The sequence below is a fragment of the Rhodococcus sp. PSBB066 genome (genome assembly GCF_017068255.1).
GTDB classification, from domain to species: domain Bacteria; phylum Actinomycetota; class Actinomycetes; order Mycobacteriales; family Mycobacteriaceae; genus Rhodococcus; species Rhodococcus aetherivorans.
Map to the genome: position 1 here is coordinate 132,851 of NZ_CP070859.1, position 23,379 is coordinate 156,229.

Consider the following 23,379-nt stretch of genomic DNA (forward strand, 5'->3'; position numbering starts at 1 on the left):
TCATGCGATCGGCCGCCGGTGAACGGTACTTCCTCGAGTCTCTGGACCGTGGGCTCGCGGTGCTCGAGTGCTTCGACGAACAGCACCGGGAGCGCACTCTCAGCGAGGTGGCCCAGGTGGTGGGGATCACCCGATCGACAACGCGAAGAATCCTGCTGACCCTCGTCGATCGCGGGTTCCTGCGGCAGGAGGGTCGTCGCTTCATGTTGACCCCGCGCGTTCTCCGTTTCGGCTTCTCCTACCTGTCCGGGCTGGCGCTCCCGCAGCTGGCCGAACCGCACCTGGCGAAACTCGCCGCCGAACTCGAGGAAACCGTCTCGGTCACCGTGCTCGACGGATCGGACGCACTCTACGTCGCGCGAGTCCGTTCGCCGCGGATCGTGCGTATCGCGATCTCGGTCGGCATGCGCTTCCCGGCGTACGCGACCTCGCACGGCCGGGTCCTGCTGTCCGGCCTTACCGCCGACGAACTCGACCGCTACCTGGAGACGACGGAACTGCGGGCGTTCACCGAGCAGACCCTCGTAGACCCGGACCGGCTGCGCGCCGAGATCCTGACCACGGCCGAGCGGGGTTGGGCGCTGTCAGAGGACGAACTGGAACTGGGGGTTCGCGGCGTCGCCGTGCCCATCCGGGACCGAACCGGCCGGATCGTCGCCGCGCTCAACTCTTCCCTGCAGAACATCGCGCATTCCGGCGCGGACGTCGAGGCACGAGTGGTCTCCCGATTGCAGGAAGCAGCCCAGCGGATCGGGGCCGATCTCGCGATCAGCGGCCCATGAGCCGTGCGCGGTGCCGGCGGTTCCCCTTCCATGCTCGGCCGCACCCGGCCCGGCGAGGCGGATCAACCGATCCGTGCAGCATTTCGTGATCGAGAAGCCATTACGCGTAGGAGATTTCGAGCGCCCACGCCCCTGGCCCCGTCCGTCGCCGCCTCCGGTCGATCCGCGTCTCAGGGCGCGGTCGCGACAGTCGACGTCCGCGACGCCCGGGCGGCCCGGCCGGCGTCACCGTGGTCGTGTCCGAGCCGCCAGGCGATGATCCCGGAGATCACGCATCCGCCGGCGAGATAGACCGCCACCAGGTGCCACGACCCGCCGGAGACGGTGACCAGGGCCGCCGCGATGAAGGGGGTAAAGCCACCCCCGACCGCGCTGGCCACCTGGTAGCCCACCCCGGCGCCGCTATAGCGGTACTCCGCGCCGAACATCTCGGTGAACAGCGGCTGCTGCACGCTGACCACCATGTCGTGGGCGATGTTGACCAACAGCACCGCGAAGATGACGGTTCCGATCATCGAGCCGCCCTCGAGCATCGCGAAGAACGGGAACGCACAGACGGCGCCGAGTGCGGAACCGAGCATGTACACCCGGCGACGCCCGTACCGGTCGGACAGCCACGCGAACAACGGGATGGTCACCATTCCGAGGGCACCGACGAGCAGGCCGACGTTGAGCATGAAACTGCGTTCCATGCCGAGTTCGTTGGTGGAATAGCTGAGCGCGAACGTCGTGACGATGTACATCGAGAACAGCTCGACGAAGCGCAGACCGATGATCTGCAGAAAAGCCTTGGGATGCTTGGTCAGTGCTTCCACGAGGGGGATGCGCTTGCGGCTCTGCTCGCCGAGCTCCGCTTCGAGCCTCTCGACCTTCTCGGTGAACTCCTGACTCTCCTCCACGCTGGAGCGTACCCACAGGCCGAAGGCGACGAGCACGATGCTGGCGACGAACGGAACACGCCACCCCCATTGGGTGAAAGCCTCGTCGGTCGTGACACTGCTCATCAGCATGACGAAACCGGTGGCGAGAATCAGGCCGACGGAGTAGCCGACCTGTACGCCGCTGCTGTAGAGAGCCTTCTTCTTCGGTGGCGCGCTCTCCACCGCCATCAACGCGGCACCACCCCATTCACCGCCGACGGCGAATCCTTGCACAGCCCGCAGCGTGACGAGCAGGACCGGCGCCCACCACCCGATCGACGCGAAGCTCGGCAGCAGGCCGATCAGGGCAGTGGCGCTTCCCATGATCACGATGGTGAGCACCAGCATCCGTTTGCGACCGAGGCGGTCACCGAAGTGACCGAAGACCACCCCACCGAGCGGCCGGAAGAGGAATCCGACGCCGAAAGTCGCGAACGCGGCGAGCGTGCCGATGGCCGGGCTGACGTTGGGGAAGAACTCCTTGTTGAAGACGAGCGCGGCCACCAGGCCGTAGAGGATGAAGTCGTACCAGTCGATGACGGCGCCGACGAAGCTGCCGAAGGCTGCGCGCCGAGCCTGAGACTCGTCTGGGCCGGCGAGGTGCCGCTCGTTCATACCCGATCCTCGATCCGTGTGTTCGTAATGCGAACGCATGTCCGCTGAGTGGATATATGTGACGGTAGACACTCCGCAGGAGTTTCGTCAAGACGAGCGACAGGTGTCGCCACCGGCACGAAAACTGCGGCAATGCACCGGCGCCACCGGACGGCAGCGGAATACACGCGTGTAATTCATTCCGGTACAGGGTGATCCGAACAGTTGCCCTGCAGCCGGGCACGGCACACCGGATAATTCGACCCATGCCCGCCTCCCGCTCCGCGGTGCCCGCCCCGATGCTGGCCACGCCCGGCCGGCCGCCGATCGGCACCGGCTGGGCGGTGGAGATGAAGTGGGACGGCGCCCGCACGGTGGCGGTGTGCGACGGCGAGCGGTGCCGGCTCTACAGCCGCAACAGCAAGGACGTCTCGGGGGTCTACCCGGAATTGACGATCGCACTGTCGGCGGTGTCCCGGGGTCGGCCGATGGTCGTCGACGGGGAGATCGTCGCTCCCGATCCGCGGTCCGGGGCGCCGGCGTTCGCCCGGCTGCAGAGCCGCATCCACGTGGCGAAACCGACGGCGGCCCTGATCCGGACCATCCCCGTGGAGTTCTACGCATTCGACCTGCTCGCGCTCGACGGCGCGCCGACGACCCGGCTGCCGTACCTCGAACGTCGCCGTCGGCTGGTCGACCTGTCGATGTCCGGCCCCCTGGTCCGCACGCCGCCGCACTGGGTCGGCACCGACACGAAAATCCTCCTCGACCTTGCCCGCGATCACGGTCTCGAAGGCATCGTCTGCAAGCGGACCGATTCCGTTTACCAACCGGGACGCCGCGCTACGGCATGGATCAAGACCGCCCTGCGCAAGAGCACCGAGGCCGTGATCGCGGGATGGTTGCCGGGCACCGGCATGCACCGCGCGACGTTCGGCTCCCTTGTCCTCGGCGCCCACGACGACGACGGCCGTCTCGTCCACATCGGCAACCTCGGCACCGGCTTCACCACCGCCGGCCGGCGCGCCCTGTGGGAGCGGCTCGACGAACTCGAGCGGCCCAGCGATCCGTTCGACGTGATACCTCCGGCGCCCGTCGTCCGGGCCGCCCGATGGGCCGAGCCGGTGCTGGTCGGGGACGTCGAGTATCGCGAGTTCACCGGCGACAGTCTGCGCCACCCGAGTTGGAAGGGACTGCGGCCGGACAAGGAGCCGGAGGAGGTAAGAGCACCGAAATAGGAATGGATGCACCATCGCTGTGGTTTGACGAGGCCCCCGGTTCGACGCGACGGGGTTCTGGCATGCAACGTCGTGCACTTGGACGCTGGGCAGACTGTGTGCGAGGCGATGCTGGAGGGGCGGGCTCGGCAGCGGCGTGCACGGTTTCCGAATGAGAACGGCACGATCCGTTCGCGACTGCGGCTCGCACGGAATTGTATCCGTGACAATGGAATCCGATCGAGAATGAGGCTGAGGCATGGGCAAGCCTCACGACGTCGTCGGTCGCCCCTGCTGCGTCCGGTCGAGCAGGGTGAGGTAGGTATCGAGCTGGGCCGCGCCGGCGAGAAGGTTGCGGCTGCGTGTGGTCAGCCGGTCCTGCCAGGAGCCGAGGAAGGCGGCCAACGCGTCCGCCCCGCCCGCCGTGCGCAGCGACTCGAGGAACCGGGCGACCTGGGACAGCGGGTAGCCGCCCTGGCGCAGTTGCCGTGCGATCTCGGCGTCGCGCACGCAGTCCGGTCCGTATTCGCGATAGCCCGTTGCCCGGTCGCGGTCGGGGCGCAGGATGCCCTGGGTCTCCCAGGTGCGCAGCGTGGCCGGGTGCACGCCGAGTCGGCAGGCGAGTTCGCCCACAGTCAGCGGTCCACCGCGGACAGCAGTCGGTGCCGTGGTGGACAGGGCGCCCAGGGCCGTTGCGACCTCGGTGCGGGTGCCGCGTTCGGCGAGCAGCGCGACGTGCGCGGCGTCGATCAGCCGGTATGCGGACTCGGTGTCGCCGCGGTTGACTGAACGCATGATGTCCGTTGCCTGCCGGTGCCCGTGGCCACCGCGCAACGCGAGGAAGGCGCGTAGAGCCTGCGCGTGCAGGGGCGTGTAGCGCCGGTAGCCGGTCTCGCTGCGCTCGGTCGGCGGGAGGATGCCCGCGTCGTCGTAGTTGCGGATCGCCTGTGCGGACAACCCGTGTTCCCGGGCGAGGTCGATGGGTCGCAACGTGCACCTCCGATTGAGGCTTCTACCTCCGGATTCCTGGTCGGAATCGCAGAAGTTTCACCCGATTCTTCAACGATATCGTCGAGGGCAGTTCCTTCCGACAAGGGGTGTTCATGTCTACTGCCGCAGCACTGCGTGGAATCGGCCGCCAACTCGACGACTCGGCGAGCCTGGGCCGCGCCCTCGACGAACTGCTCGCCACGCGGCCCGAGCCGCCGACCCTGCTCGCCCTCGGCGAGCCGACCCACGGGATCGAGGCGTTCCCGCTTCTGCGCAACGAACTCCTCGGTCACCTCGTCGAACGGGGGTACCGGTCGATCGTGCTGGAGACCGACGTCTTCGCCGCGTCCGTCGTCGACGACTACGTGGCCGTGGGAACGGCGGAGATCGACACGGTGCTCGCGACCGGGTTCAGCCACGGGTTCGGCGCGGTGCCGGGCAACCGCGAACTCGTCGAATGGCTCCGCGCGCACAATGCCGGCCGCGCGGAGCAGGATCGGGTTCGCTTCCACGGCTTCGACGCGCCGTTGGAGTTCTCCGGGGCGCCGAGCCCGCGACGCGCACTGTCCTCGGCCAACGACTACCTGCCCGCGGCGCTGCGGCCCGCATCGGTCCGCGACCTCGACGCGCTGCTCGGCGAGGACGCGGACTGGACGAACCAGGCGGCCATGTTCGACCCGGCAGCGTCCGTCGGCGACTCCGATCGCGCTCGCGCCCTGCGCATTGTCGCCGACGACCTCGCCAGCGCCCTGCGCCGCGCGGCACCCGGCCTGCGCTCCGCCGACCCGACCGGCTACGACCACGCCGTCGCGCACGCGCGCACCGCCCAGGGCCTGCTGCGCTATCACGCCGCCATGGCCAGTCCCGCACCCGATCGCATCGCGACCTTGCTCAGCCTGCGCGCCGAGATGATGGCCGAGAACCTGCTCGCGATCGTTGCCCAGGAGCAGCGACGCGGGCCGAGTCTCATGTTCGCGCACAACGTTCACCTCCAGCGTGCGCAGTCCCACATGCCGGTCGGCGAGAGCGAGGTGAGCTGGGGGAGCGCCGGCGCGCTCGTCGGGCTCACCCTCGGCGAGCGCTATGTGTTCCTGGCCACCGACGCCAACCCCGACAGCGATCCGGGCACCCTCCAAGGCGTGTTGGCCGAGGCGACCACCCGCCGCGCCCTGTTCCCGGCACCGGCCCTGTGCGCCGCGCTTGCCCCGTCGATGGGCACGGGCGAACCGATCGTGCCCGGCCACATCCCGCTGGGCCCGGCAGACCTGGACGGCGCCGACGCGGTCATCTTCGTCGCCGACACCGACGGAAGACGGCATCAGTACTGGTAGCCGCACTCGACGCGCAGGCCAAGGTCCGCGGAAGCCCCTCACCGAACGAGGACCGGCGCTCGAGATATGCTGCGCAACAAGGAATCTGGTGAGCAGACCGATATAGCGGGTTCGAATGGTGCGCACCCGTCACTCCTGGTACCCGCTCACGTTCGCCCGGGCGGCGGTAGAACACCACCGGACGGTCACCCCGGTCACGGGAGTGGCACGCCGGCCTCGTCTATCGCCAGCCACAGGCCGCCGAACTCCTCGACCTTGTGGCACAGCACCTGTCCGGGCTCCTCGTCGGCATAGAAGTACAGCGGGTGCCCGGCGTAGGTGACCTGAGCGGTCCCGTCGGAGCGCGACGTGGTGCCCAGCAGCCCCTGGTCGGCGTCACCGGCCGCGACGGGAGCACCGACGGTGAGCACCGGCGGCCACGCCACGGCACAGTCCCCGTAGCAGTCGGGGACCGTGCCTGCCTCCCGGTCGAAGATGTAGATCGCCTGGTCCCTCCGGTCGAAGAGCATTTCACCGATGGGACCGTTCGCCGTGGTGATCACCGTCGGCTCGCCGGCCGTGGTCACCGCAGGTTCCGACGCCGGGACGACATCGTAGGAGCTCTCGCCCGTCGCCCCACAGCCGGTGGCGACGAGCACCACGAGCGGGAGGAGCGCGCACCACACGGCCCCCGGCCCCCGCTCGCCGATCTGTGCCGGCATCACCGATGCTCGGGGTTCTCGAACGACGGATGACACCCGGCGTCCCACAGCGATCGCTGGTTGCCACCCACCGGAAAGCCGCCGGCCCGCACGAGCAGTGCGGCGGTGTGCATGAGGTTGTAGGTCATGAATGTGGTGTTGCGATTGGTGAAGTCGTTCTCGGGGCCGCCCGACCCCGGATCGAGGTACGAGGGACCCGGGCCGGCCTCCCCGATCCAGCCGGCGTCGGCCTGCGGCGGGATCACGTATCCGAGGTGCTGGAGGCTGTAGAGGATGTTCATCGCGCAGTGCTTGACGCCGTCCTCGTTGCCGGTGATCAGGCAACCGCCCGCGCGGCCGTAGTACGCGTACTGGCCGTGCTCGTTGAGCAGCGAGGAACAGCCGTAGAGACGTTCGACGACCTTCTTGGTGACCGACGAATTGTCACCCAGCCAGATGGGCCCGGCGATGACGAGGATGTGCGCGGCGAGGATCCGGTCGAACAACTGCGGCCATTCGTCGCTCGGCCATCCGTGCTCCGTCATGTCGGGGTACACGCCCGTCGCGATGTCGTGGTCGACGGCCCGGATCTGGTCCACCGTGACGCCTTCGCGTTCCATCAACGCCACACTGCGATCGATCAACCCCTGCGTGTTGCTGGTCTCGGGCGATCGTTTGAGCGTGCAGTTGACGAACATGGCACGCAGTCCCTCGAACTGCGGCGGTCCGCCCGCGCCCTGCGACTCCTCGAACACCGGTTCGGCCATGGGTCCTCCCATACGAGATCCGCACGCCTACGATAGGCCGCGACGACACCCCGCGGAGGCGGTTCCGTGTCTCCTCTGCTGCCGGAGACCTACGGTAACGTTCGGAACATCGTTGCCCGGGGAAGGGATCGGCACCCGTGACCGACGAACTCGCGCAGCGAGGACGCGTCGTGAGCGTGCGACTCGAACCCGCGGGACCGAGCGTCAGGCCGCCTGTGCGACCTCGGCTCGGACGTCCGTGGCCACCGGGACCGACTTCTGCTTCTCCGGCTGCGTGACCGTGGAGCGCGAGGGCGCACCGCAGTTACCCGTGGCCCGGCACAGCAGGTGCGTGGCCGCGCAGAACGCCCCGCCGAGTGCCGCCCAGAGGAGCGAACCGAACATCCACATCCCCACCACGGCTACGGCCAGCACCAGCACGCCGTCCAGCACGAAAGCCACCACGGGGTGCGCGACCAGAGGCTCGTCGTTGCCGCCCTGTCGTTCCGTCTCCATCCGCCCGTCTCCTTTCCTGCCGACTCCGTATCCGATACCCAGCCCGGACGGAATTCACACCCTCGGTGCACGAACAGGGGACGAGAGGAGCACCGCGACGATCCGGATACGCGTTCGACTGGCGAAATCGTTTTGTGATGCGATACAAATGAGTGCATAATGTGAGAGCGATCACACTGTGGTACGGCAGGGGGTACATCAGTGGTCCATACATGCGAGGGTCGGCACCGGTTACGGACCGATATCGACGACGACGCCGGCGAGTCCTACTCGCGTCTCCGGCACACGTCCGGCACGGCGGCAGGTGCGTGCATGGTGGCGGCAGCCATGGCGGTCGCCGTCACCGGTTCGGTGCTTCTCGGGCTGGCAGTCGCAGCGTCCGTCCTGGTGGCCGTAGCCATCGCCGCCATCATGATCTGACGCGCGGACCCGGCTCCTCGTTCACGCCTCGACCACCAGGAGCCAATCCCGGTCGCCGTCGACGTTCGTCCCCGGGGTGGCCACGTTTCCGTCCCGATCGATCTCCGCCGGCAGCGAAGGCGCGGCGGCATCGGCGGGATCGATCCAGCCGAGTGTCGCTCCCGGCGGAATCAGTGCACGCTCGAGCCGGATCGTGCGCTGCGTCGGCACATAGACGACGGCGAGCGAGCCGTCCGGGGTGCGTGCAGCGGTGACGTAGTCGTCGTCCAGGACGTCCACCATCTCGTCGTCCGTCGATCGGGTGCCTCGCCCGTCGAGCACGAACGGCTCGTCGACGTCCGGCACCAACTGCCACCAGGCCCACGAGGCCCACAGATCACGAATGGCCTCGAGCTGTGTGACGGCGGGTGTGTCGAGGCGCGATTCCCAGCCGTCTCGGAACTCCCAGTCGTCGGAGCCACGAAACTCCCCCGGTGATCCGGAGGTCAACGCCCACAGAGCCTGGCGCCGAAGGGTCTCGTCGGTTGTCGGCGCCGTGTCGGGCTGGTTGTTCTCGCCCTCGTAGTTTCCCTCCGAGAAGACGGCGGGACGCGGGTCCCTGGCGCCCGCCGGTCGCTGGTAACCGTCCAGCACTGCCTTGTACGTCGGCAGATATGTGTAGACGAAGTTCCAGTCCGCCAACGGTTCCCAGAAGGGGTTGTCCGTCGAGAGCGATTTCTGGGGTCCCAGCTGTATCGAGAACGGCCTGTCCGAGCCGGCCGCCCTGATCCCTTCGAGCATGCCGCGCAACACGTGGTCGGAGTCGGAACCGGCAGCGGGATCGTCTGTCTCGGGAGAATAGTCGCCGCCGGTCATCCAGACGATGTTCGGAAACCGAGCGTATCGCTGGGCGAACATCCGGCCGTAGACGGCGGCCTGTTCGGCAGTCGCCGATGCGAACACGTCGGAAATGTTCCACCCGTCCATCGGGTAGAGGAACAGCGTGTTCCCGTGCCGGCAGGCGATCCGCAGGTACTCGTCGACACGCGCCCAGTACCGCTCGTTCCACGCCGTGATGTCACCGTCGACGAACGGTCGGATGCCGTCGAAGGTCGCTCCATCCTCGCTCGGCCCGCCGTTGTCGGGGACGGCGACCGCAGAGATTATCGATGCGTTGAACCCGTGGGCCTCACGATTCGCGAAGTACGATTCGGCCTGCTCGGGCGACCAGTCCGCCAGGCCGGACCACGGCGAGTCTCCGCGAATCAGGATCGGATCGCCATGCTGATCTTCGAAGTAGCGGCCGTCACGACCGACAGCGGAGATGTAGCGATGGCCGGCGCTCTCGGTGACGTCGCACGCTGCGGCCGCCGGGACGGTCGCGGGCGGCGACGGCCGAACCTGCGGCCCGCCGCCATCCGAACAACTCGCCAGGCAGAGCACTACCAGGAGGGACAGGCCGGCGGTTCTCTTCACATTTCTCCCACCCGGTGTCGGCTACGCGCCCCGGAGAAGTCCACGCCCCTCCGGGACTTCAGCCGTTCCACTGCCTTCGTCCTCACCCGGTTGCCGCATGCGCTCGCCGACACACGCGCACAGTCGAGCCTATCTCGTGACGTCACTTCCCGGACCGCCCGTTCCGCCTCGAAGGTCCCAGGTTCCGGCTTACCGTGAGCGTGCGGCCGAATGCTCGCGCCCGGACCGTCGCCGGCCGCACAGCACGGGGAGGGAGCACGATGAACGATCTCCTCCGGCAGGTCGCCGAACTGCGTACGGATCTACAGGCCCTGGACCGGCGCGTGCGCTCCCTCGCCGAGGCGTTCGACCTGGTGGATCCGGTACCGGACGACGACGCCGCCGAGGCCAACCTGCGGGAGGTCGTCGACGGCCTCAGCGACGCCCACCTGGATCTGAGCACCGCGGACAAGCATCTCGAGACCGTCGCGTCGCACGCGGCCCGGCTCGGCGCCTGACCGCGTCGGCCGTCGCCGGGGGCCTTGCCGCGGTAGGCTCGGCCTCGCCACTGTTCGACCAGGACGGCCGGATTCGGACCGGCGCCGCAGGAGGGCAGCTATATGAACGGTGCCGTCGGCAGCGATCGGCGGATCGCCCACCACGCCGCCTCTCGGGGTGCGCCGGACACCGGGCATCTGCCGCAGCGGCCCCGAGTGGTGGTCGTCGGCGCGGGCATCGCGGGGCTGACCGCCGCCACCGCCCTCGCCGAGCGCGGCGTGGAGGTCGAGGTGCTCGAACGCGAGGCTCACCTCGGCGGGCGGGTCGGCGGGTGGCACGAGCGGCTCGACGACGGCACCGGGATCGCGATGAACCGCGGGTTCCACGCCTTCTTCCGGCAGTACTACAACCTGCGCCGGCTGCTGCGCCGCACCGACCCGGATCTGCAACGGCTGACGGCGGTCGACGACTATCCGCTCATCGACGGCGAGGGCCGGCGCGACACCTTTCGCGGGATCCCGAACACCCCTCCGTGGAACGCGCTGGTGTTCGCGTTGCGCAGCCCCACGTTCCGGCTGCAGGACCTGGTGCGCATCGACGTGCGGGCGGCGGCCCCGCTGGCGACCGTGTCCGTGCCGGAGATCTACGACCGGCTCGACGACGTCGATGCACAGACGTTCCTGCAGCGCATCCGCTTTCCGGAGGCGGCCAACCATCTGGCGTTCGAGGTGTTCTCGCGCAGCTTCTTCGCTCCCCCGGCCGGCATGTCGGCCGCCGAGCTGGCCACGATGTTCCACATCTACTTCCTCGGCTCCGCCGAGGGACTGCTCTTCGACGTGGCCACCGGCAACTTCGACACCACCCTGTGGGAGCCGCTCGGCCGGTACCTCGCGGGACACGGCGCGCGCATCCGGACGTCCACCGCGGTGACCGGCGTCGAACTCGGCGGTACCCGGACCTTCCGCGTCCACGACGGCACCGGCGGCAGCATCGACGCCGACGGCCTCGTCCTCGCGCTCGATGTGGCCGGGCTGCGCGCCCTCGTCGACGCCTCGCCGGATCTCGGCGATCCCGGATGGCGTTCCCGGGTGGACCGATTGCGTTCCGCGCCCCCGTTCCTGGTGCAGCGCCTGTGGCTGGACCGTCCCGTCGCCGCGGACCGTCCGGCGTTTCTCGGCACCGGCGGCCTGCGCCCGCTCGACAATGTCAGCGTGCTCGACCGTTACGAGGAGGAGGCCCGGGCCTGGACTCGCCGCACCGGCGGCTCGGTCGTGGAACTGCACGCGTACGCCGCGACGGGAGATGCTGTCGGCGGGGCACATTCGCCCGACGACGTGCGCGCCCAGGTGCTCGCGCGCCTGCACGCGATCTATCCCGAGACCGCCGCGGCCCGCGTCGTCGAGGAACGCACCCTCTGGCGTCAGGACTGTCCGTTGTTCGGGGTGGGCGATTTCGCGCGACGGCCCACCGTCCGCACCCCGCACGAACGGTTGATGCTCGCCGGCGACGGCATCCGGATCGACCTGCCGGTGGCCCTCATGGAACGCGCGGCCACCACCGGGTGGCACGCCGCGAATTCCCTTCTCGCGCAATGGGGTGTGGCCGGACACGACCTGTATACGGTGCCCACGCAGGGCCGTTCACCCGTCCTGCGCCGGCTCGCCGCCCTGGAAAGGCACCCCGCATGAGCGTGCTCGATCCGCTGTACCGGCGCTGGCCCGACACCTGGCCCGTCCGGCCCATCGACCCGGACCGCTGGGCCGCGCAGCAACCCACCTACCGCGGTGCACGGCCCGAGCTGATCTCCGCCGTCCTCGACCGCGCCCAGCGCCGGCCGTCCGGCAACTGGTACGTCGTGGCGGCCAGCCGTGAGATCGGCGCGGACCGGCCCTTCGGCATCACGATCGCCGGCATCGAACTCGTCGCCTGGCGCGACGGCGACCGGGTGCTCGTCGGCCCCGGCGCCTGCCCCCACCTCGGCGCCCCGATGGCGCTGGCCGCGGTGGACTGCGGCGCGCTGGTCTGCCGCTGGCACGGGCTGCGCCTCGACGCCGACGGCGCCTACGGCTGGAAGCCCTTCCCCAGCCATGACGACGGGGTGCTCGTGTGGGTCCGTCTCGATCACGTCGGCGGCGAGGAGCCGACGGAACTGCCGATCGTCCCGACTCGCCCGACGGCCGGGTCCCGCATCGCCGCGGTGGCCACCCTCGTCGGTGTGTGCGAACCGGCCGACATCGTCGCCAACCGCCTCGACCCGTGGCACGGCGCCTGGTTCCACCCGTATTCGTTCGCCCGCCTGGAGGTGGTCGAGGCTCCCTCCACCCGCGGCACTGCGGACGGCGAGGACCGGTTCCTCGTCGACGTCACCTTCCGGGTCGCCGGCCGGATCGGTGTGCCGGTGCGCGCCGAATTCACCAGCCCGGACCCGCGCACCGTCGTCATGCGGATCGTGTCGGGCGAGGGCGTGGGCAGCGTGGTCGAGACCCACGCGACGCCCCTCGGTGCCGGACCGGACGGGCGGCCCCGGACCGCGATCGTCGAGGCCGTCGTCGCCGATTCCCCTCGCCCCGGGTTCGGCATCGCCACCCGGCGCGCCGCCGCCGCCCTCCGCCCCCTCATGCGGCACACGGCCACCCGGCTGTGGCGCGACGACCTGGACTACGCCGAACGGCGCTATCAACTCCGCACCGCGGCACAACCGGGCCGCGTCCCCGGCCGGTAGCCGCTGCGCGGCGGGCATCCCGCACGGATTCGGGACCGAGGACCCTGGCCCGCGGTGTGGCACGCGCGCACAGTCGAGGCATGCTCGACACCGTCCTCGACATCTTCCGGGTGCGCCAGTACTTCGACCTCCTCTCCCGCGGTCGTGACGTGGTCGAAGGCGTGCGCAGCGACGCCGGTTTTCTCGTCGACGTCGCGCGGGCGGCCCTGCAGCGGCCCTCGGGCACGCCGGACCGGGAACTGCACCCCTTTCCCCGGTTCGAGCCCTTCCGGGTCGGGCTGCAGGAGGGGGATCGGATCGCGATGGCCGCGACAGGGGGCAGCGGAGCGCTCGCGTCTCTGGTCGGTGTGGCCCGGGCGATGGAGGAGGGTGGGATCCGGCCGGCGGTGATCTCCCTGTGCTCCGGTTCCGCGCTGTTCGGCTTCCCGATCGCAGCGGGAGTCCCCGCCGAGGAGGTCGCAGAGTTCACCCTCGCGCTGGATCCCGAGGACTATCTCGACGTCGACTGGCGTCGCCTGCTCGCCGTCGCACCGACGGTGGGCCGCGGATTCGCCGGCATCCTGCGCGGCGATGCGATCGAGGCCACGTACCGGCGCCTGCTCGGCGACATGACGCTCGCCGCGATGCCCGTACCCGCCTACGCGCCGATCTGGAACATCGAACAGAACCGGCTCGAATACCTCGGGCCACGAACGTATCCCGACCTGCCCGTGGCCCGGGCCGTGCACATGGCGGTCGCGCTGCCGCTGTTCGTCGCGCCCGTCGAGCTCGGCGGATTCCACTGGTGTGACGGCGGGATCGTCGATATCTTCCCCGTCCACCCGCTGCTCGACCTCGAGCAGCCGTGCGAGGTCACCCTCGCCGTCAACGGCTTCTACCCACCCGGCTTCGAAGGCGAGGACGCCACCGGCTGGGCCGAGCGGCGCGCGAGCATCCTCTACATCGCCGGTCAGGTGCGCACGTCCCAGCAGGTCGAGCTGGCGCGGGAGAACCTGGCGCGGCTGCGCTCGGCCTCCCACGTCACGATGATCGAGCCGGTTCCGTACGAGAAAGTGCGAGGCGTCGGCTTCTACCGGCAGTTCCTCGGCACCCGGGACTGGCCGGAGTTCATGCATGCCGGACGTGCCGATGCCCGGCGCGTCCTGGCGGCGTGACGAGTCGCTCGCCGGCAGCGGAACTTGTCGGTCCCCTCGGGCACTGTGTACAGCGTGCCCGCACGGGTACCACTCGACAGAACGGCTCGGGAGATTCCACGGGAGGTTCGACATGGCGAACGTAACGATGTTCCGTCGGGTGATCGCACCGGCTGCGGTGGCGTTCCCCTCCTCCGCGCTGGCGGACGCCCTGATCGCCGCGGCGGCCGCGGTGCCGCTGCACGGATCGGTGGCCGGCGCGGTGGAAGGCAGCGTGGACGACGCGGTGCGGGTGCTGACCGCCGACGAGGGCGGGTTGTTCCCGTCGCAGGCAGCGGCCATCGTCTACGAGTCCTTCGTGGCGGCGATACGGGGGCTCGACACGATCGAGACCGCGGTCGCCCTCGGCACCGTCTTCACCGCCTACCTGGACCGGCTCACCGCCGCGAATCCCGCCCCGACGGACGCCGCGGCGGCCTGACCACGCGGATCGGACCGGCCGCGACGTGCGGGTCCGCGTTTCCGGGCCCCGCCGTACCCGCCGGTCGTCGGTAGACTGGAAGACGACCCTGCCGTGCACGGCACCCAGGTATGACGAGAAGCAGGCTCGGTAGATCGTGAGTGAAGGACGGATTCGGCACGCGGTTGCGCCCGACCGGGTCGGGGCCCGGACCCACATATCCCCGTTGCGTCGGCTGAAGCAGCGGTGGCTCCGCTGGCGCCGGCGCATCGAGACGCGCCCGTCGCTGAATCTGACGTACCGCATCACCGTCGGTACCTTCGGAGCGCTCGTGTTGCTGGCCGGCGTCGTCGCCATCCCCTACCCCGGACCGGGCTGGCTGATCGTCTTCGCCGGCCTCGGGATCCTGGCCTCGGAGTTCGCCTGGGCTCACCGTCTGCTGCACTTCGCGCGGGGCCGCTACGACCGGTTCATGCACTGGTTCGGGCAGCAGTCGCTGGTGGTGCGGGGCGCGGGAGCGCTCACGACCGGCGCGATCGTGGTCATGACGCTGTGGCTGCTGGGCACGCTCAGCCTGGCCGGCGGCTGGATCGGGGTCGACTACTCGTGGCTCGACAGCCCGCTCTAGCCGACTGCCGGACCGTCAGAGCATCCGGACCGTGTCGCCCGGATGCAGGCGTTCGACCCGGCCTCGGCATTCGATCTCGATCGGCCGCTGGATGCCCGCACCTGCACTGACCTCGACCTGCCGACCGGAGATCCGCACCTGCAGGTGGTGCCCCCGATAGAAGATCGGGAATTCGAGCGCGCCGAGTTCCTCCGGCCACTCCGGGCCGAAGACCAGGCGGTCCCCCCGCGCCTCGAGCCCGGAGAAGCAACGCTGCAGCAGGTCGACGCTGCCGGCCATGGCCGCGAGATGAATCCCCTCCGAGGTGGTGCCACCCTGGATGTCGGCGATGTCGGACGCCAGCACCCGGTCGAAGAACTCCATGGCCTGACCGCGATGCGCCCGGGCCAGAACCCACGAGTGGACCACCGCGCTCAGCGTCGACCCGTGTGACGTCCGCGCCATGTAGTAGTCGATCGTCCGCGGAATGGTTTCGCCCGTCAGCTGGTAGCCGAGCCGCTCGAACAGCTCCCGCAGTTCGTCCGCCGACAGCAGGTAGAACAGCATGAGCACGTCGGCCTGCTTCGACGCGCGATAGCGGTTGACGTCGTCGCCCTCGGCCTCGAGGAGCCGGTCGAGACGCTGGATGTCGCCGTGCCGGCGCCGGTATCCCTCCCAGTCGAGTTCGGCCAGGTCCCCGTAGCCCTCGAACTGGCTGATGACCTGATCGTGGAAGGGCACGAACATGCGGCGGCTGACGTCCTCCCAACGCGCCGTCTCGCGAGCGGTCAGGCCGAGGGTATCGACCAGTTCGGTGCGGATCCGCAGCGGGATGATCTCCAGCGCCTCGAGCGCGCGCAGGATCACCCACACCGCCATGACGTTGGTGTAGGCGTTGTTGTCGATCCCGTCGAAGGGCGCGTCGGGATAGCCGGAGTGGAACTCGTCGGGGCCGATGACGCCGCGGATGACGTACCGATCACGGGCGCGGTCGTACGTGGCGAGATCGGCGAAGAACCGGGCGATCTCCACCAGCATCTCGGCCCCGTACTCCGCGAGGAACCCCAGATCCCCGGTCACCTGGTAGTACTGCCACACGTTGTGCGCGACCGCGACCCCGATGTGGTGCTGGCGCCAGCTCGCGTCGGGATTCCACCGTCCCGACTTCGGATTGAGGTGCACCTGCTGGCTCTCCTCGCGGCCGTCGCTGCCGGACTGCCACGGGAACATCGCGCCGCTGTGACCCGCCTCCCGCGCCGCGCGGCGGGCCTCGTCCAGGCGGCGGTGGCGGTAGCGCAGGAGCGAACGGGTCAACCCCGGCAACCTCAGGTTCAGCACCGGCAGCACGAACAGCTCGTCCCAGAAGATGTGCCCTCGATACGCCTCGCCGTGCAGGCCGCGCGCCGGTACGCCGACGTCGAGATCCGCGGTGTTCGGCGACAGCGTCTGCAGCATCTGCAGCAGGTGCAGCCGCACTATCCGCAGGCCTTCGCCGTCGCCCCCGAGGAAGATGTCCACGCGGTCCCACAGGTGCACCCAGGCGAGTACGTGCCCCTCGAGCGTTTCCTCGAAGCGCCCCGTGCGGGCCAGCCAGCGCGTGGCCTCCTCCGACGGCTCGGACACCGCCTGGTCACGCCCGGTGAACAGGGTGGCCATCTTCTCCAGGGTCACGGGCTCCCCGGCCGCGACATCGAGCGCGATGATGTGCCCGACCCGCCCTCCCGAGTCGAGGAGGGTGTACTCGGCGGGGATCCGTTCGTCGTCGCGCCAGAGCGTGCTGCGAGCCGCCACGGCGACGGGGATGCGGGACTGGTTGGTCTGCACCGTCAGGCACACCGAGTCCTCGGACAACCGGGCGGTGTGCAGCAATCGGAGATGATCGCCGGCCAGGTGCCGGTAGCGCTCGACGAGAGTGTTGCGGACCGCGCCGTCGACCTCCGACCGGATCTCGAGCCGCCCCGACCAGTCCTCCGGGACGATCGTCGTCTCGAGGCCGCACACGTGCGGCTGGTGCATCGCGACGAACCGGCGCTGCACGACCGTCGTCGTGCGGCCCGCACCGTCGCGGAATCGGAACCGCCGGGTGAGCACGGCCCGGCGCAGATCGAGGTACTGGCAGTACTCCCGCACTTCGACGCAGTCGATGTCGAACCACTCGCCGCCGTCGATACGGAAGGTGACCGGCAGCCAGTTCGGCAGGTTCACCATGCTCTCGTTGTCGATGGTGCGGCCCGCCACCTCGTCCGTCAGGCGGTTGAAGATCCCGGCGGCGTACGTGCCGGGGTAGTGCACGGCACCGGCGCGGGATTCGGGGGCGCAGCCACGAGTGGCGAAGTACCCGTTGCCGACCGTGCACACGGCCTCGCGCAGTTTCTCGGCCGGCGGATCGTAGCCCTCGAAGTACAGGGTCCAGGCGTCGTGACGCGGGCCGACCTCCTGGTCCTCGCCCCACAGCTCGGCGAGCCGCTGCAGCAGCCGCCGGACCTGTTCGGGGCCGTCCACCGAGAACTGTGCCGCCGAGCGACGGTCGCCGTCCTCGGTGTGGCGCACCACGATTCCGAGTCCGGTGCCGGCCAGCGCGTCGAACGCGTCCTCGTCGGTGATGTCGTCACCGATGTAGACCGGGATCGGGTTGTCCTCGTCGCGCACGTGCTCGAGCACCCATTCGAGAGCCCGGCCCTTGTCCCAGTCGACGTCGGGGCGGATCTCGACGACTTTGCGACCGGTCGTGACCCGGAGGTGGTCCTCGGCGGCGGCGACCTCGTGCACCGCGGCGACGAGTCCCTCCTCGCGGTCCGGAGCGACGTTGCGGTAGTGCACGGCGACGGTGAACCGCTTGTGTTCGATCACCGCGCCCGGCACGTCGGCGAGCCGTTCCTGCAGCGCGGCGGCGGCCCGCTCGAGGTAGGGCACGGCGGCCAGGGCCGCGTCGTTCTGCTGGTGCTGCCCGTCGGGGCCGATCAGTTCGAAGCCGTGACTTCCCGCATACCACAGGCCCGGAAGACCGACCCGGGTCTGCACGTCGGCGAGGTCGCGTCCCGAAATGACGGCGACGGTGCATTCGCTCGCCAGGGAAGACAGCACCGCCGCCGCACCGTCGACCAGCGTGGCGGCCGCGGGATCGTTCACAATCTCGGACAGCGTGCCGTCGAAGTCGAGGAAGACGGCGGGCCGGCGTGTGCCGAGCAAGGCGGTCAGCTGCTGGAGCGACGCCAACGCGTCCGGGATCTCCGACATGCGCCGGTCGCCGGTGCGCACCGCCAGCTCGGCGAGGTCGTCGACCACCACGTCGGCGCCGCGGCGCCGCAGTTCGTCGCGATGATGGACCCGGTCCACGCCGACGACGAGACCGAACCCGCCGTGCCGGCCCGCGGCGACGCCCGCCTCCGCGTCCTCGACGACGACGGACCGGGCCGGGTGGACCCCGAGCCGGTGGGCGGCCTCGAGCATGGCCGCCGGATCGGGCTTGCCTGGCAACCCGAGTTCGTCGGAGACCACGCCGTCGACCCGGACTCCGAACAGGTCGGCGAGCCCGGCGGCCTCGAGCACGAGCGTGCAGTTGCGGCTCGAGGTGACGACCGCGGTGCCCAGCCCGAGGCTCTGGACCCGGCGCACGAGATCGACGCTGGACTCGAACACCGGGACACCGTCGCGGTGGATGCGCTCGCGGAACATCTCGTCCTTGCGGGCACCGAGCCCGCACACGGTCTCGACGTCCGGGCCGTCGTCGGGGTCCCCCCACGGCAGCGTGATGCCGCGCGAGGCAAGGAAATCGGCGACGCCGTCGACGCGCGGCTTGCCGTCGACGAACTTGCGGTAGTCCTCGTCGGTGAACTCGCGATGCTCCTCGCCGTCGCGTTCGGGACGACGCGAGAGATAGCGGTCGAAGAGTTCCTTCCACGCCCCGGCGTGGACCGCCGCGGTGTCGGTGACCACCCCGTCGAGGTCGAAGATCACCGCGTCGTGACGGCGGGGGTCGATCACCGGTCCACTCATCGTCATCTCCCGGTCGATTCGTGCATGTGGGCCTGCTCCCTGTACTCGCTCGACAGGCCCACTATCCCACGGCGACCGGCATCGCTCCGGGCCGTTCACTCAGGCTCTTTCGGGTGGAAGGGCCGCGGCACGCAGCGATCGCCTCCCTCGGCAACGACGACCCCGGCCTCCTGAACGAGGTGCGAGCGCTGCCCTACCGAGGCTGCACGCCAATGGCATCCACGTCGACCGCACCGACGACTACACCCACGAACCGCAACCGCATCGCGCCATCGATAACCACCCCCGTCGCGTGCAGTCTCCGGACGTCGACCTTCGCGACGACGGTGTGGTCGATCATGCAGCGCCAAGGCCGACCAGGGCGATCGTCAAGGGCAGGAGAACGATGATCAGGATCGCACCCACGATGTCGAAGATCACCCCGCTTCGAATCATCGTGGTGATCGGAACGGCCCCGGAGCCGTAGACCACGGCGTTCTGCGGCGTCGAGACCGGAAGCATGAAGCCGAACGACGCAGCGAACGTGGCCGCGAGCGCCGGCACGAAGGGGTTGACACCGGCCGCCATCGCCACCGGAATCACGATCGGCACCACGACCGCCGCCGACGCCGTGTTGCTCGTCGTCTCCGATACGGCGATGGCCAGCACGACGGCGAAGACCGTGATGGCGACGACGCTCGTCAGGCCCAGCGAGTCCGCGACGGATGTGCCGATCGTCTCGGCGAGGCCGGTGTCGGCGAGCAGGGAGCCGAAGATGATGCCGGTGCCGAACAGCACGATCGTGCCCCAGTCGATCTCCGCTGCGTCTCGCCAGCGCAGCGTGAACTCGCGATTCTCCCAATCGGTCGGCAGAAGGTAGAGCAACGCCGCCCCGAAGACCGCGACCATGCCCTCGTCGAGCCGGTCGCTGATCGTGCTGTAGAGGTCCGAGTCGTTGCCGGCGATCACCGCGACGACACCGGGCAGGATCCACAGCGTCACCGTGACTCCGAAGGCGATGAGCGTGTTCTTCTCGGCACGAGACAGCGGACCCATTTCCGCGCGCTGCTGCGCCAGGTAGTCGGCGACGCCCTCGATACGTCGGATCTCGGGCTTGTTCAGGCGCAGCAGGATGACGGCGAGCGCGATGAACATCGACAGACAGATCGGGATGGCGATCACCATCCACTGCCCGAAGCTGATCCGCTCTCCCGTGGCCTCCTCGATGAGCCCGCGTCCGATGAGGTTGGGTGGGCTCCCGACCGGCGTCAGCAGGCCGCCCACGCTTGCTCCGTACGCGAGCATCAGCATGATCGCGGCGCCCACCCGGACGCGAAGCGGGTCGAAGTCGGGTGCGACGACGCCGCGGTTCTGCATGAGCTTCGCGATGACGCCGAGGATGCCCAGCGCCGTGGGCAGCAGCATCGCGACGGTCGCGGTGTTGGATACGAAGGCCGAGAGCCCGCACGTGATCGCGCCGAAGGCGATGATCACCCCGGTGGTGGACTGGCCCACACGCGGCAGGGTCAGGATGCGGAACGCGAACCGACGCGCCACGCCGTGTTTGAGCATCGCCTGAGCGAGGATGAACGCTCCGATGAAAGTGAAGATCGTCGACGACCCGAACGCTGCGAGGACTTCGTCGGCCGGTGCCACCCCCAGAAAGACCACGACCGCCACACCGAGCAGTCCGGTGATCGGGATCGGCATCGCCTCGCTCACCCACAGCAGGATGACGCCGAGCAGCACACCGGCCAACGTCTGCTGTTGCGGCGGTATGTCGATCGGCAGGGCGAGGAAGACGATCGCGATCAGCGGCGCGAGAAACAGCCCAATCGTGCGGCGGCCCTTCTCGAACCGCTCCTCGGCGGGTGAGAGCCGCTGTTCGCCGAGGCTGCGATAGGTGGCGTGCCCGAGCAACGCCTTGTCGACGTCGGTTCGGTCGCCCTGGTTCTCAGCTGTCATGGCCCCTTCCCCACGACGTGGATCGGTACGGACGGAGTACCCATCCCCCGAGCGCGCTAGTCGTACTGCGGCATGATTTTCCGAGTCCATCAGGGTGCGTGCGGGTGGCGTGAGGTGCGTCCGCCGGGAGACGGCCGCGACATCGGGGAGCGATTGCACGCGAAAGCCCTCGTCGCGTTCACCCGATCCGGGGACACCGTCCGCCGCCTCGCCCGCCTGCACACCTCGCTGCCACTACTGGCCTTCACCCCGCTGCCCGAAGTGCGCAACCAACTCGCCCTGACGTGGGGCACCGAGACCTTCCTCGTCGACCCCGTCCGCACCACCGACGACATGATCCGCCAAGTCGACACCGCCCTCCTCCGACTCGACCGCTACCGGCACGGCGACCTCGTCGTCATCGTCGCCGGATCACCCCCGAACACCATCGGCTCGACCGACCTCATCCACGTCCACCGCATCGGCACCAACGACCACACCTCCCACTGACCATCAGGTCGGGGGGCAAGTGCACCAGTCCGGCCACGAGCACCGCGTAGCGCGTTCGACGGCTGGGGCCGCGGCCCGTGCGCGACCCCAGCGCGTCGACCAGGGTTCCTCAGCGGCTGACGGCCTTCTGGTAGCGACGGATCGCGAAGGGCACGAACACGATCAGCATCGCGGCCGTCCACAGCAGCGACGCCAGGATCGGGTTCTGCAGCGGCCACGCGTCCGACACGGGCATCGCCGGATTGGTGTTGCCGAACAACTCCCGCACAGCCTGCGTCAGGGCCGACACCGGGTTCCATTCCGCGATCGTCTGCAGCACCGGGGGCAGCGAGGAGATGTCGACGAACGTGTTGGCCACGAACGACAACGGGAAAATCACCATGAAGCTCGCATTGTTGAACACCTCCGGCGTGCGGATCCACATCCCCACCACCGCCATCACCCAGGACAGAGCGTAGGCGAACAACAACAGCAGCGCGTATCCGGCAAGGGCCTCCCCGAACGACGAGTGGATCCGCCACCCGACGAGCAGGCCCGTCAGCGACATCACCACCAGGCTGAGCACGTTGATGAGCACGTCGGTGGAGGTGCGGCCGACCAGCACCGCGGACGGCGCCATGGGCAGCGAGCGGAACCGGTCGATGATGCCCTTCTGCAGGTCCTCGACCATGCCCAGACCGGTCCAGGTCGCCCCGAAGATCACCGTCTGGGTGAAGATGCCGGCGATGAGGAACTCGCGGTAGGACATCCCCGGAACCTGGATCGCGCTGCCGAACACGTACGCGAACAGCAACACGAACATGATCGGCGAGAGCATCGTGAAGACGATGAGGTCGGGCACGCGCTTGATCTTGATGACGTTGCGCTTGGCGATGGTGACCCCGTCCGACACCATCATCTGAGCCGTGTTCATCCCACCGCCTCCTCGATCTTCTCGTCCGCCTCGTGCCCGGTGAGGGCGAGGAACACGTCGTCCAGTGTCGGTTTGCGCAACGCCACATCGGTGACGCGGATGCCCGCCGCGGACAGCCGGCCGAGCGCCGTGGCCAGCACATCGGCGCCGCTGCCTGTCGAGCCGGTGTCGCTGACCGGCACGGTGACGCGACCGGATCCCGCGTCGGCCTGGATCTCGCCGACCGCGAGGTCGTCGAGCTCGCGGCGCACGGTCGGGATCGTGGCGGCGTCCGCGACCCCCAGCTCGATGCGTTCCCCGCCCACGAGGCTCTTGAGTTCGTCGGCGGTGCCGCGGGCGATCACGACGCCCCGGTCGATCACCGCGATCCGGTCTGCGAGCCGCTCCGCCTCCTCCATGTACTGGGTGGTGAGCAGCAGCGTCGTCCCCTGCGCGACGAGCTGGTCGATGACCTCCCACAGCTGGAGCCGGGCCCGCGGGTCCAGCCCGGTGGTGGGTTCGTCCAGGAACAGCACGGGTGGCTGCGCCACCAGCGCACCGGCGAGGTCGAGCCGGCGCCGCATGCCGCCGGAGTAGCCCTTGACCGGACGGTCCCCGGCCTCGACCAGGTCGAACTGCTCGAGCAGCTCACGCGCCCGCTCGCGGCTGCGCTTGATACCCAGATGGTAGAGGCGACCGACCATTTCGAGATTCTCGAACCCGGTGAGATACTCGTCGACCGCGGCGTACTGGCCCGAGGCGCCGATGTGCGAACGCAGAGCGCGCGCGTCGGCGACGACGTCGAGTCCCGCCACGGTGGCCCGGCCCTCGTCCGGTACGAGCAGGGTGGTGAGCACCCGCACCGTGGTCGTCTTGCCGGCGCCGTTGGGCCCGAGCAGCGCCGTCACCGTCCCTTCCGGGACTCGCAGATCGATTCCGTCGAGGGCCGTGACCCGTCCGTACCTCTTGATCAACCCCTCGGCGACTATGGCGTCGGCCATGAGTCCT

At 69.3% G+C, this 23,379-nt stretch carries 19 protein-coding genes and 1 pseudogene; 10 read left to right on the forward strand and 10 right to left on the reverse strand.

Translation table 11 applies throughout. The features are described from left to right. Positions 1-2: 2 nt before the first annotated feature. The gene (locus JYA75_RS00645) at positions 3-782 is read left to right on the forward strand and encodes an IclR family transcriptional regulator C-terminal domain-containing protein (RefSeq protein ID WP_043797546.1); all 780 of its coding nucleotides are present in this window, start codon (positions 3-5) and stop codon (positions 780-782) included. A gap of 170 nt (positions 783-952) precedes the next feature. Here the strand turns inward: JYA75_RS00645 and shiA are convergent, their stop codons facing one another. Next, the gene (gene shiA / locus JYA75_RS00650) at positions 953-2,317 is read right to left on the reverse strand and encodes a shikimate transporter (protein WP_006943336.1); all 1,365 of its coding nucleotides are present in this window, start codon (positions 2,315-2,317) and stop codon (positions 953-955) included. Positions 2,318-2,562: 245 nt separating this feature from the next. On the opposite strand from shiA, the gene ligD reads away from it, so the two are divergent. Continuing rightward, positions 2,563-3,534 (forward strand): non-homologous end-joining DNA ligase, encoded by a 972-nt coding sequence (ligD, locus tag JYA75_RS00655; protein ID WP_161995491.1) that lies wholly within the window; start codon positions 2,563-2,565, stop codon positions 3,532-3,534. Between the two features lie 249 nt (positions 3,535-3,783). Here ligD and JYA75_RS00660 read toward each other — a convergent pair whose 3' ends face one another. After that, on the reverse strand, positions 3,784-4,503 hold the full coding sequence (locus JYA75_RS00660) for a MerR family transcriptional regulator (protein WP_185713893.1): 720 nt from the start codon (positions 4,501-4,503) through the stop codon (positions 3,784-3,786). A 113-nt stretch (positions 4,504-4,616) separates the two neighbouring features. On the opposite strand from JYA75_RS00660, the gene JYA75_RS00665 reads away from it, so the two are divergent. Beyond that, a complete protein-coding gene (locus JYA75_RS00665) occupies positions 4,617-5,834 on the forward strand; it encodes an erythromycin esterase family protein (RefSeq protein WP_185713894.1) in 1,218 nt (405 codons plus the stop codon). Positions 5,835-6,028: 194 nt separating this feature from the next. Here the strand turns inward: JYA75_RS00665 and JYA75_RS00670 are convergent, their stop codons facing one another. The 4 genes from JYA75_RS00670 to JYA75_RS00685 all read right to left on the reverse strand — a co-directional run bounded on the left by JYA75_RS00670 (position 6,029) and on the right by JYA75_RS00685 (position 9,651). Then, positions 6,029-6,535 (reverse strand): lipoprotein, encoded by a 507-nt coding sequence (locus JYA75_RS00670; protein WP_006943359.1) that lies wholly within the window; start codon positions 6,533-6,535, stop codon positions 6,029-6,031. Next, positions 6,535-7,281, reverse strand: coding sequence for a flavodoxin family protein (locus JYA75_RS00675; protein ID WP_037200461.1), 747 nt, complete (start codon positions 7,279-7,281; stop codon positions 6,535-6,537). Before JYA75_RS00675 ends, JYA75_RS00670 begins: the two co-directional genes overlap by 1 nt. Before the next feature lie 204 nt (positions 7,282-7,485). Then, positions 7,486-7,776 (reverse strand): hypothetical protein, encoded by a 291-nt coding sequence (locus tag JYA75_RS00680; RefSeq protein WP_043797559.1) that lies wholly within the window; start codon positions 7,774-7,776, stop codon positions 7,486-7,488. Positions 7,777-8,217: 441 nt separating this feature from the next. Continuing rightward, positions 8,218-9,651 carry a DUF4038 domain-containing protein gene (locus tag JYA75_RS00685; protein ID WP_185713895.1) on the reverse strand — a complete coding sequence of 478 codons (1,434 nt, stop codon included), beginning with the start codon at positions 9,649-9,651 and terminating at the stop codon, positions 8,218-8,220. 260 nt (positions 9,652-9,911) lie between these two features. Here JYA75_RS00685 and JYA75_RS00690 point away from each other — a divergent pair, with 260 nt between their 5' ends. The 6 genes from JYA75_RS00690 to JYA75_RS00715 all read left to right on the forward strand — a co-directional run bounded on the left by JYA75_RS00690 (position 9,912) and on the right by JYA75_RS00715 (position 15,071). Continuing rightward, on the forward strand, positions 9,912-10,148 hold the full coding sequence (locus JYA75_RS00690; RefSeq protein WP_161994896.1) for a hypothetical protein: 237 nt from the start codon (positions 9,912-9,914) through the stop codon (positions 10,146-10,148). Positions 10,149-10,250: 102 nt separating this feature from the next. After that, positions 10,251-11,816 (forward strand): FAD-dependent oxidoreductase, encoded by a 1,566-nt coding sequence (locus tag JYA75_RS00695; RefSeq protein WP_006943365.1) that lies wholly within the window; start codon positions 10,251-10,253, stop codon positions 11,814-11,816. Continuing rightward, a complete protein-coding gene (locus tag JYA75_RS00700; RefSeq protein WP_029540827.1) occupies positions 11,813-12,850 on the forward strand; it encodes a DUF5914 domain-containing protein in 1,038 nt (345 codons plus the stop codon). Before JYA75_RS00695 ends, JYA75_RS00700 begins: the two co-directional genes overlap by 4 nt. An 80-nt stretch (positions 12,851-12,930) precedes the next feature. After that, positions 12,931-14,004 (forward strand): patatin-like phospholipase family protein, encoded by a 1,074-nt coding sequence (locus JYA75_RS00705; protein ID WP_029540825.1) that lies wholly within the window; start codon positions 12,931-12,933, stop codon positions 14,002-14,004. 112 nt (positions 14,005-14,116) lie between these two features. After that, positions 14,117-14,464 (forward strand): hypothetical protein, encoded by a 348-nt coding sequence (locus JYA75_RS00710; protein WP_006943375.1) that lies wholly within the window; start codon positions 14,117-14,119, stop codon positions 14,462-14,464. A gap of 205 nt (positions 14,465-14,669) precedes the next feature. Next, on the forward strand, positions 14,670-15,071 hold the full coding sequence (locus JYA75_RS00715; RefSeq protein WP_006943381.1) for a TIGR02611 family protein: 402 nt from the start codon (positions 14,670-14,672) through the stop codon (positions 15,069-15,071). Between the two features lie 15 nt (positions 15,072-15,086). On the opposite strand, the gene otsB is transcribed toward JYA75_RS00715, so the two are convergent. Then, positions 15,087-19,046 (reverse strand): trehalose-phosphatase, encoded by a 3,960-nt coding sequence (gene otsB, locus JYA75_RS00720; protein ID WP_185713896.1) that lies wholly within the window; start codon positions 19,044-19,046, stop codon positions 15,087-15,089. Between the two features lie 336 nt (positions 19,047-19,382). Further along, positions 19,383-20,990 (reverse strand): DASS family sodium-coupled anion symporter, encoded by a 1,608-nt coding sequence (locus tag JYA75_RS00725; RefSeq protein ID WP_185713897.1) that lies wholly within the window; start codon positions 20,988-20,990, stop codon positions 19,383-19,385. Positions 20,991-21,125: 135 nt separating this feature from the next. Here JYA75_RS00725 and JYA75_RS00730 point away from each other — a divergent pair. Further along, positions 21,126-21,479 (forward strand): annotated as a pseudogene (locus tag JYA75_RS00730) (pyruvate kinase alpha/beta domain-containing protein); the annotation flags it as partial. A 109-nt stretch (positions 21,480-21,588) separates the two neighbouring features. Here JYA75_RS00730 and JYA75_RS00735 read toward each other — a convergent pair. Together JYA75_RS00735 and JYA75_RS00740 are read right to left on the reverse strand one after the other, a co-directional pair. Next, positions 21,589-22,392 carry an ABC transporter permease gene (locus JYA75_RS00735; RefSeq protein ID WP_006943393.1) on the reverse strand — a complete coding sequence of 268 codons (804 nt, stop codon included), beginning with the start codon at positions 22,390-22,392 and terminating at the stop codon, positions 21,589-21,591. Continuing rightward, positions 22,389-23,372, reverse strand: coding sequence for a daunorubicin resistance protein DrrA family ABC transporter ATP-binding protein (locus JYA75_RS00740; RefSeq protein ID WP_006943394.1), 984 nt, complete (start codon positions 23,370-23,372; stop codon positions 22,389-22,391). The genes JYA75_RS00735 and JYA75_RS00740 overlap by 4 nt, the downstream gene beginning before the upstream one ends. Positions 23,373-23,379 lie beyond the last annotated feature (7 nt).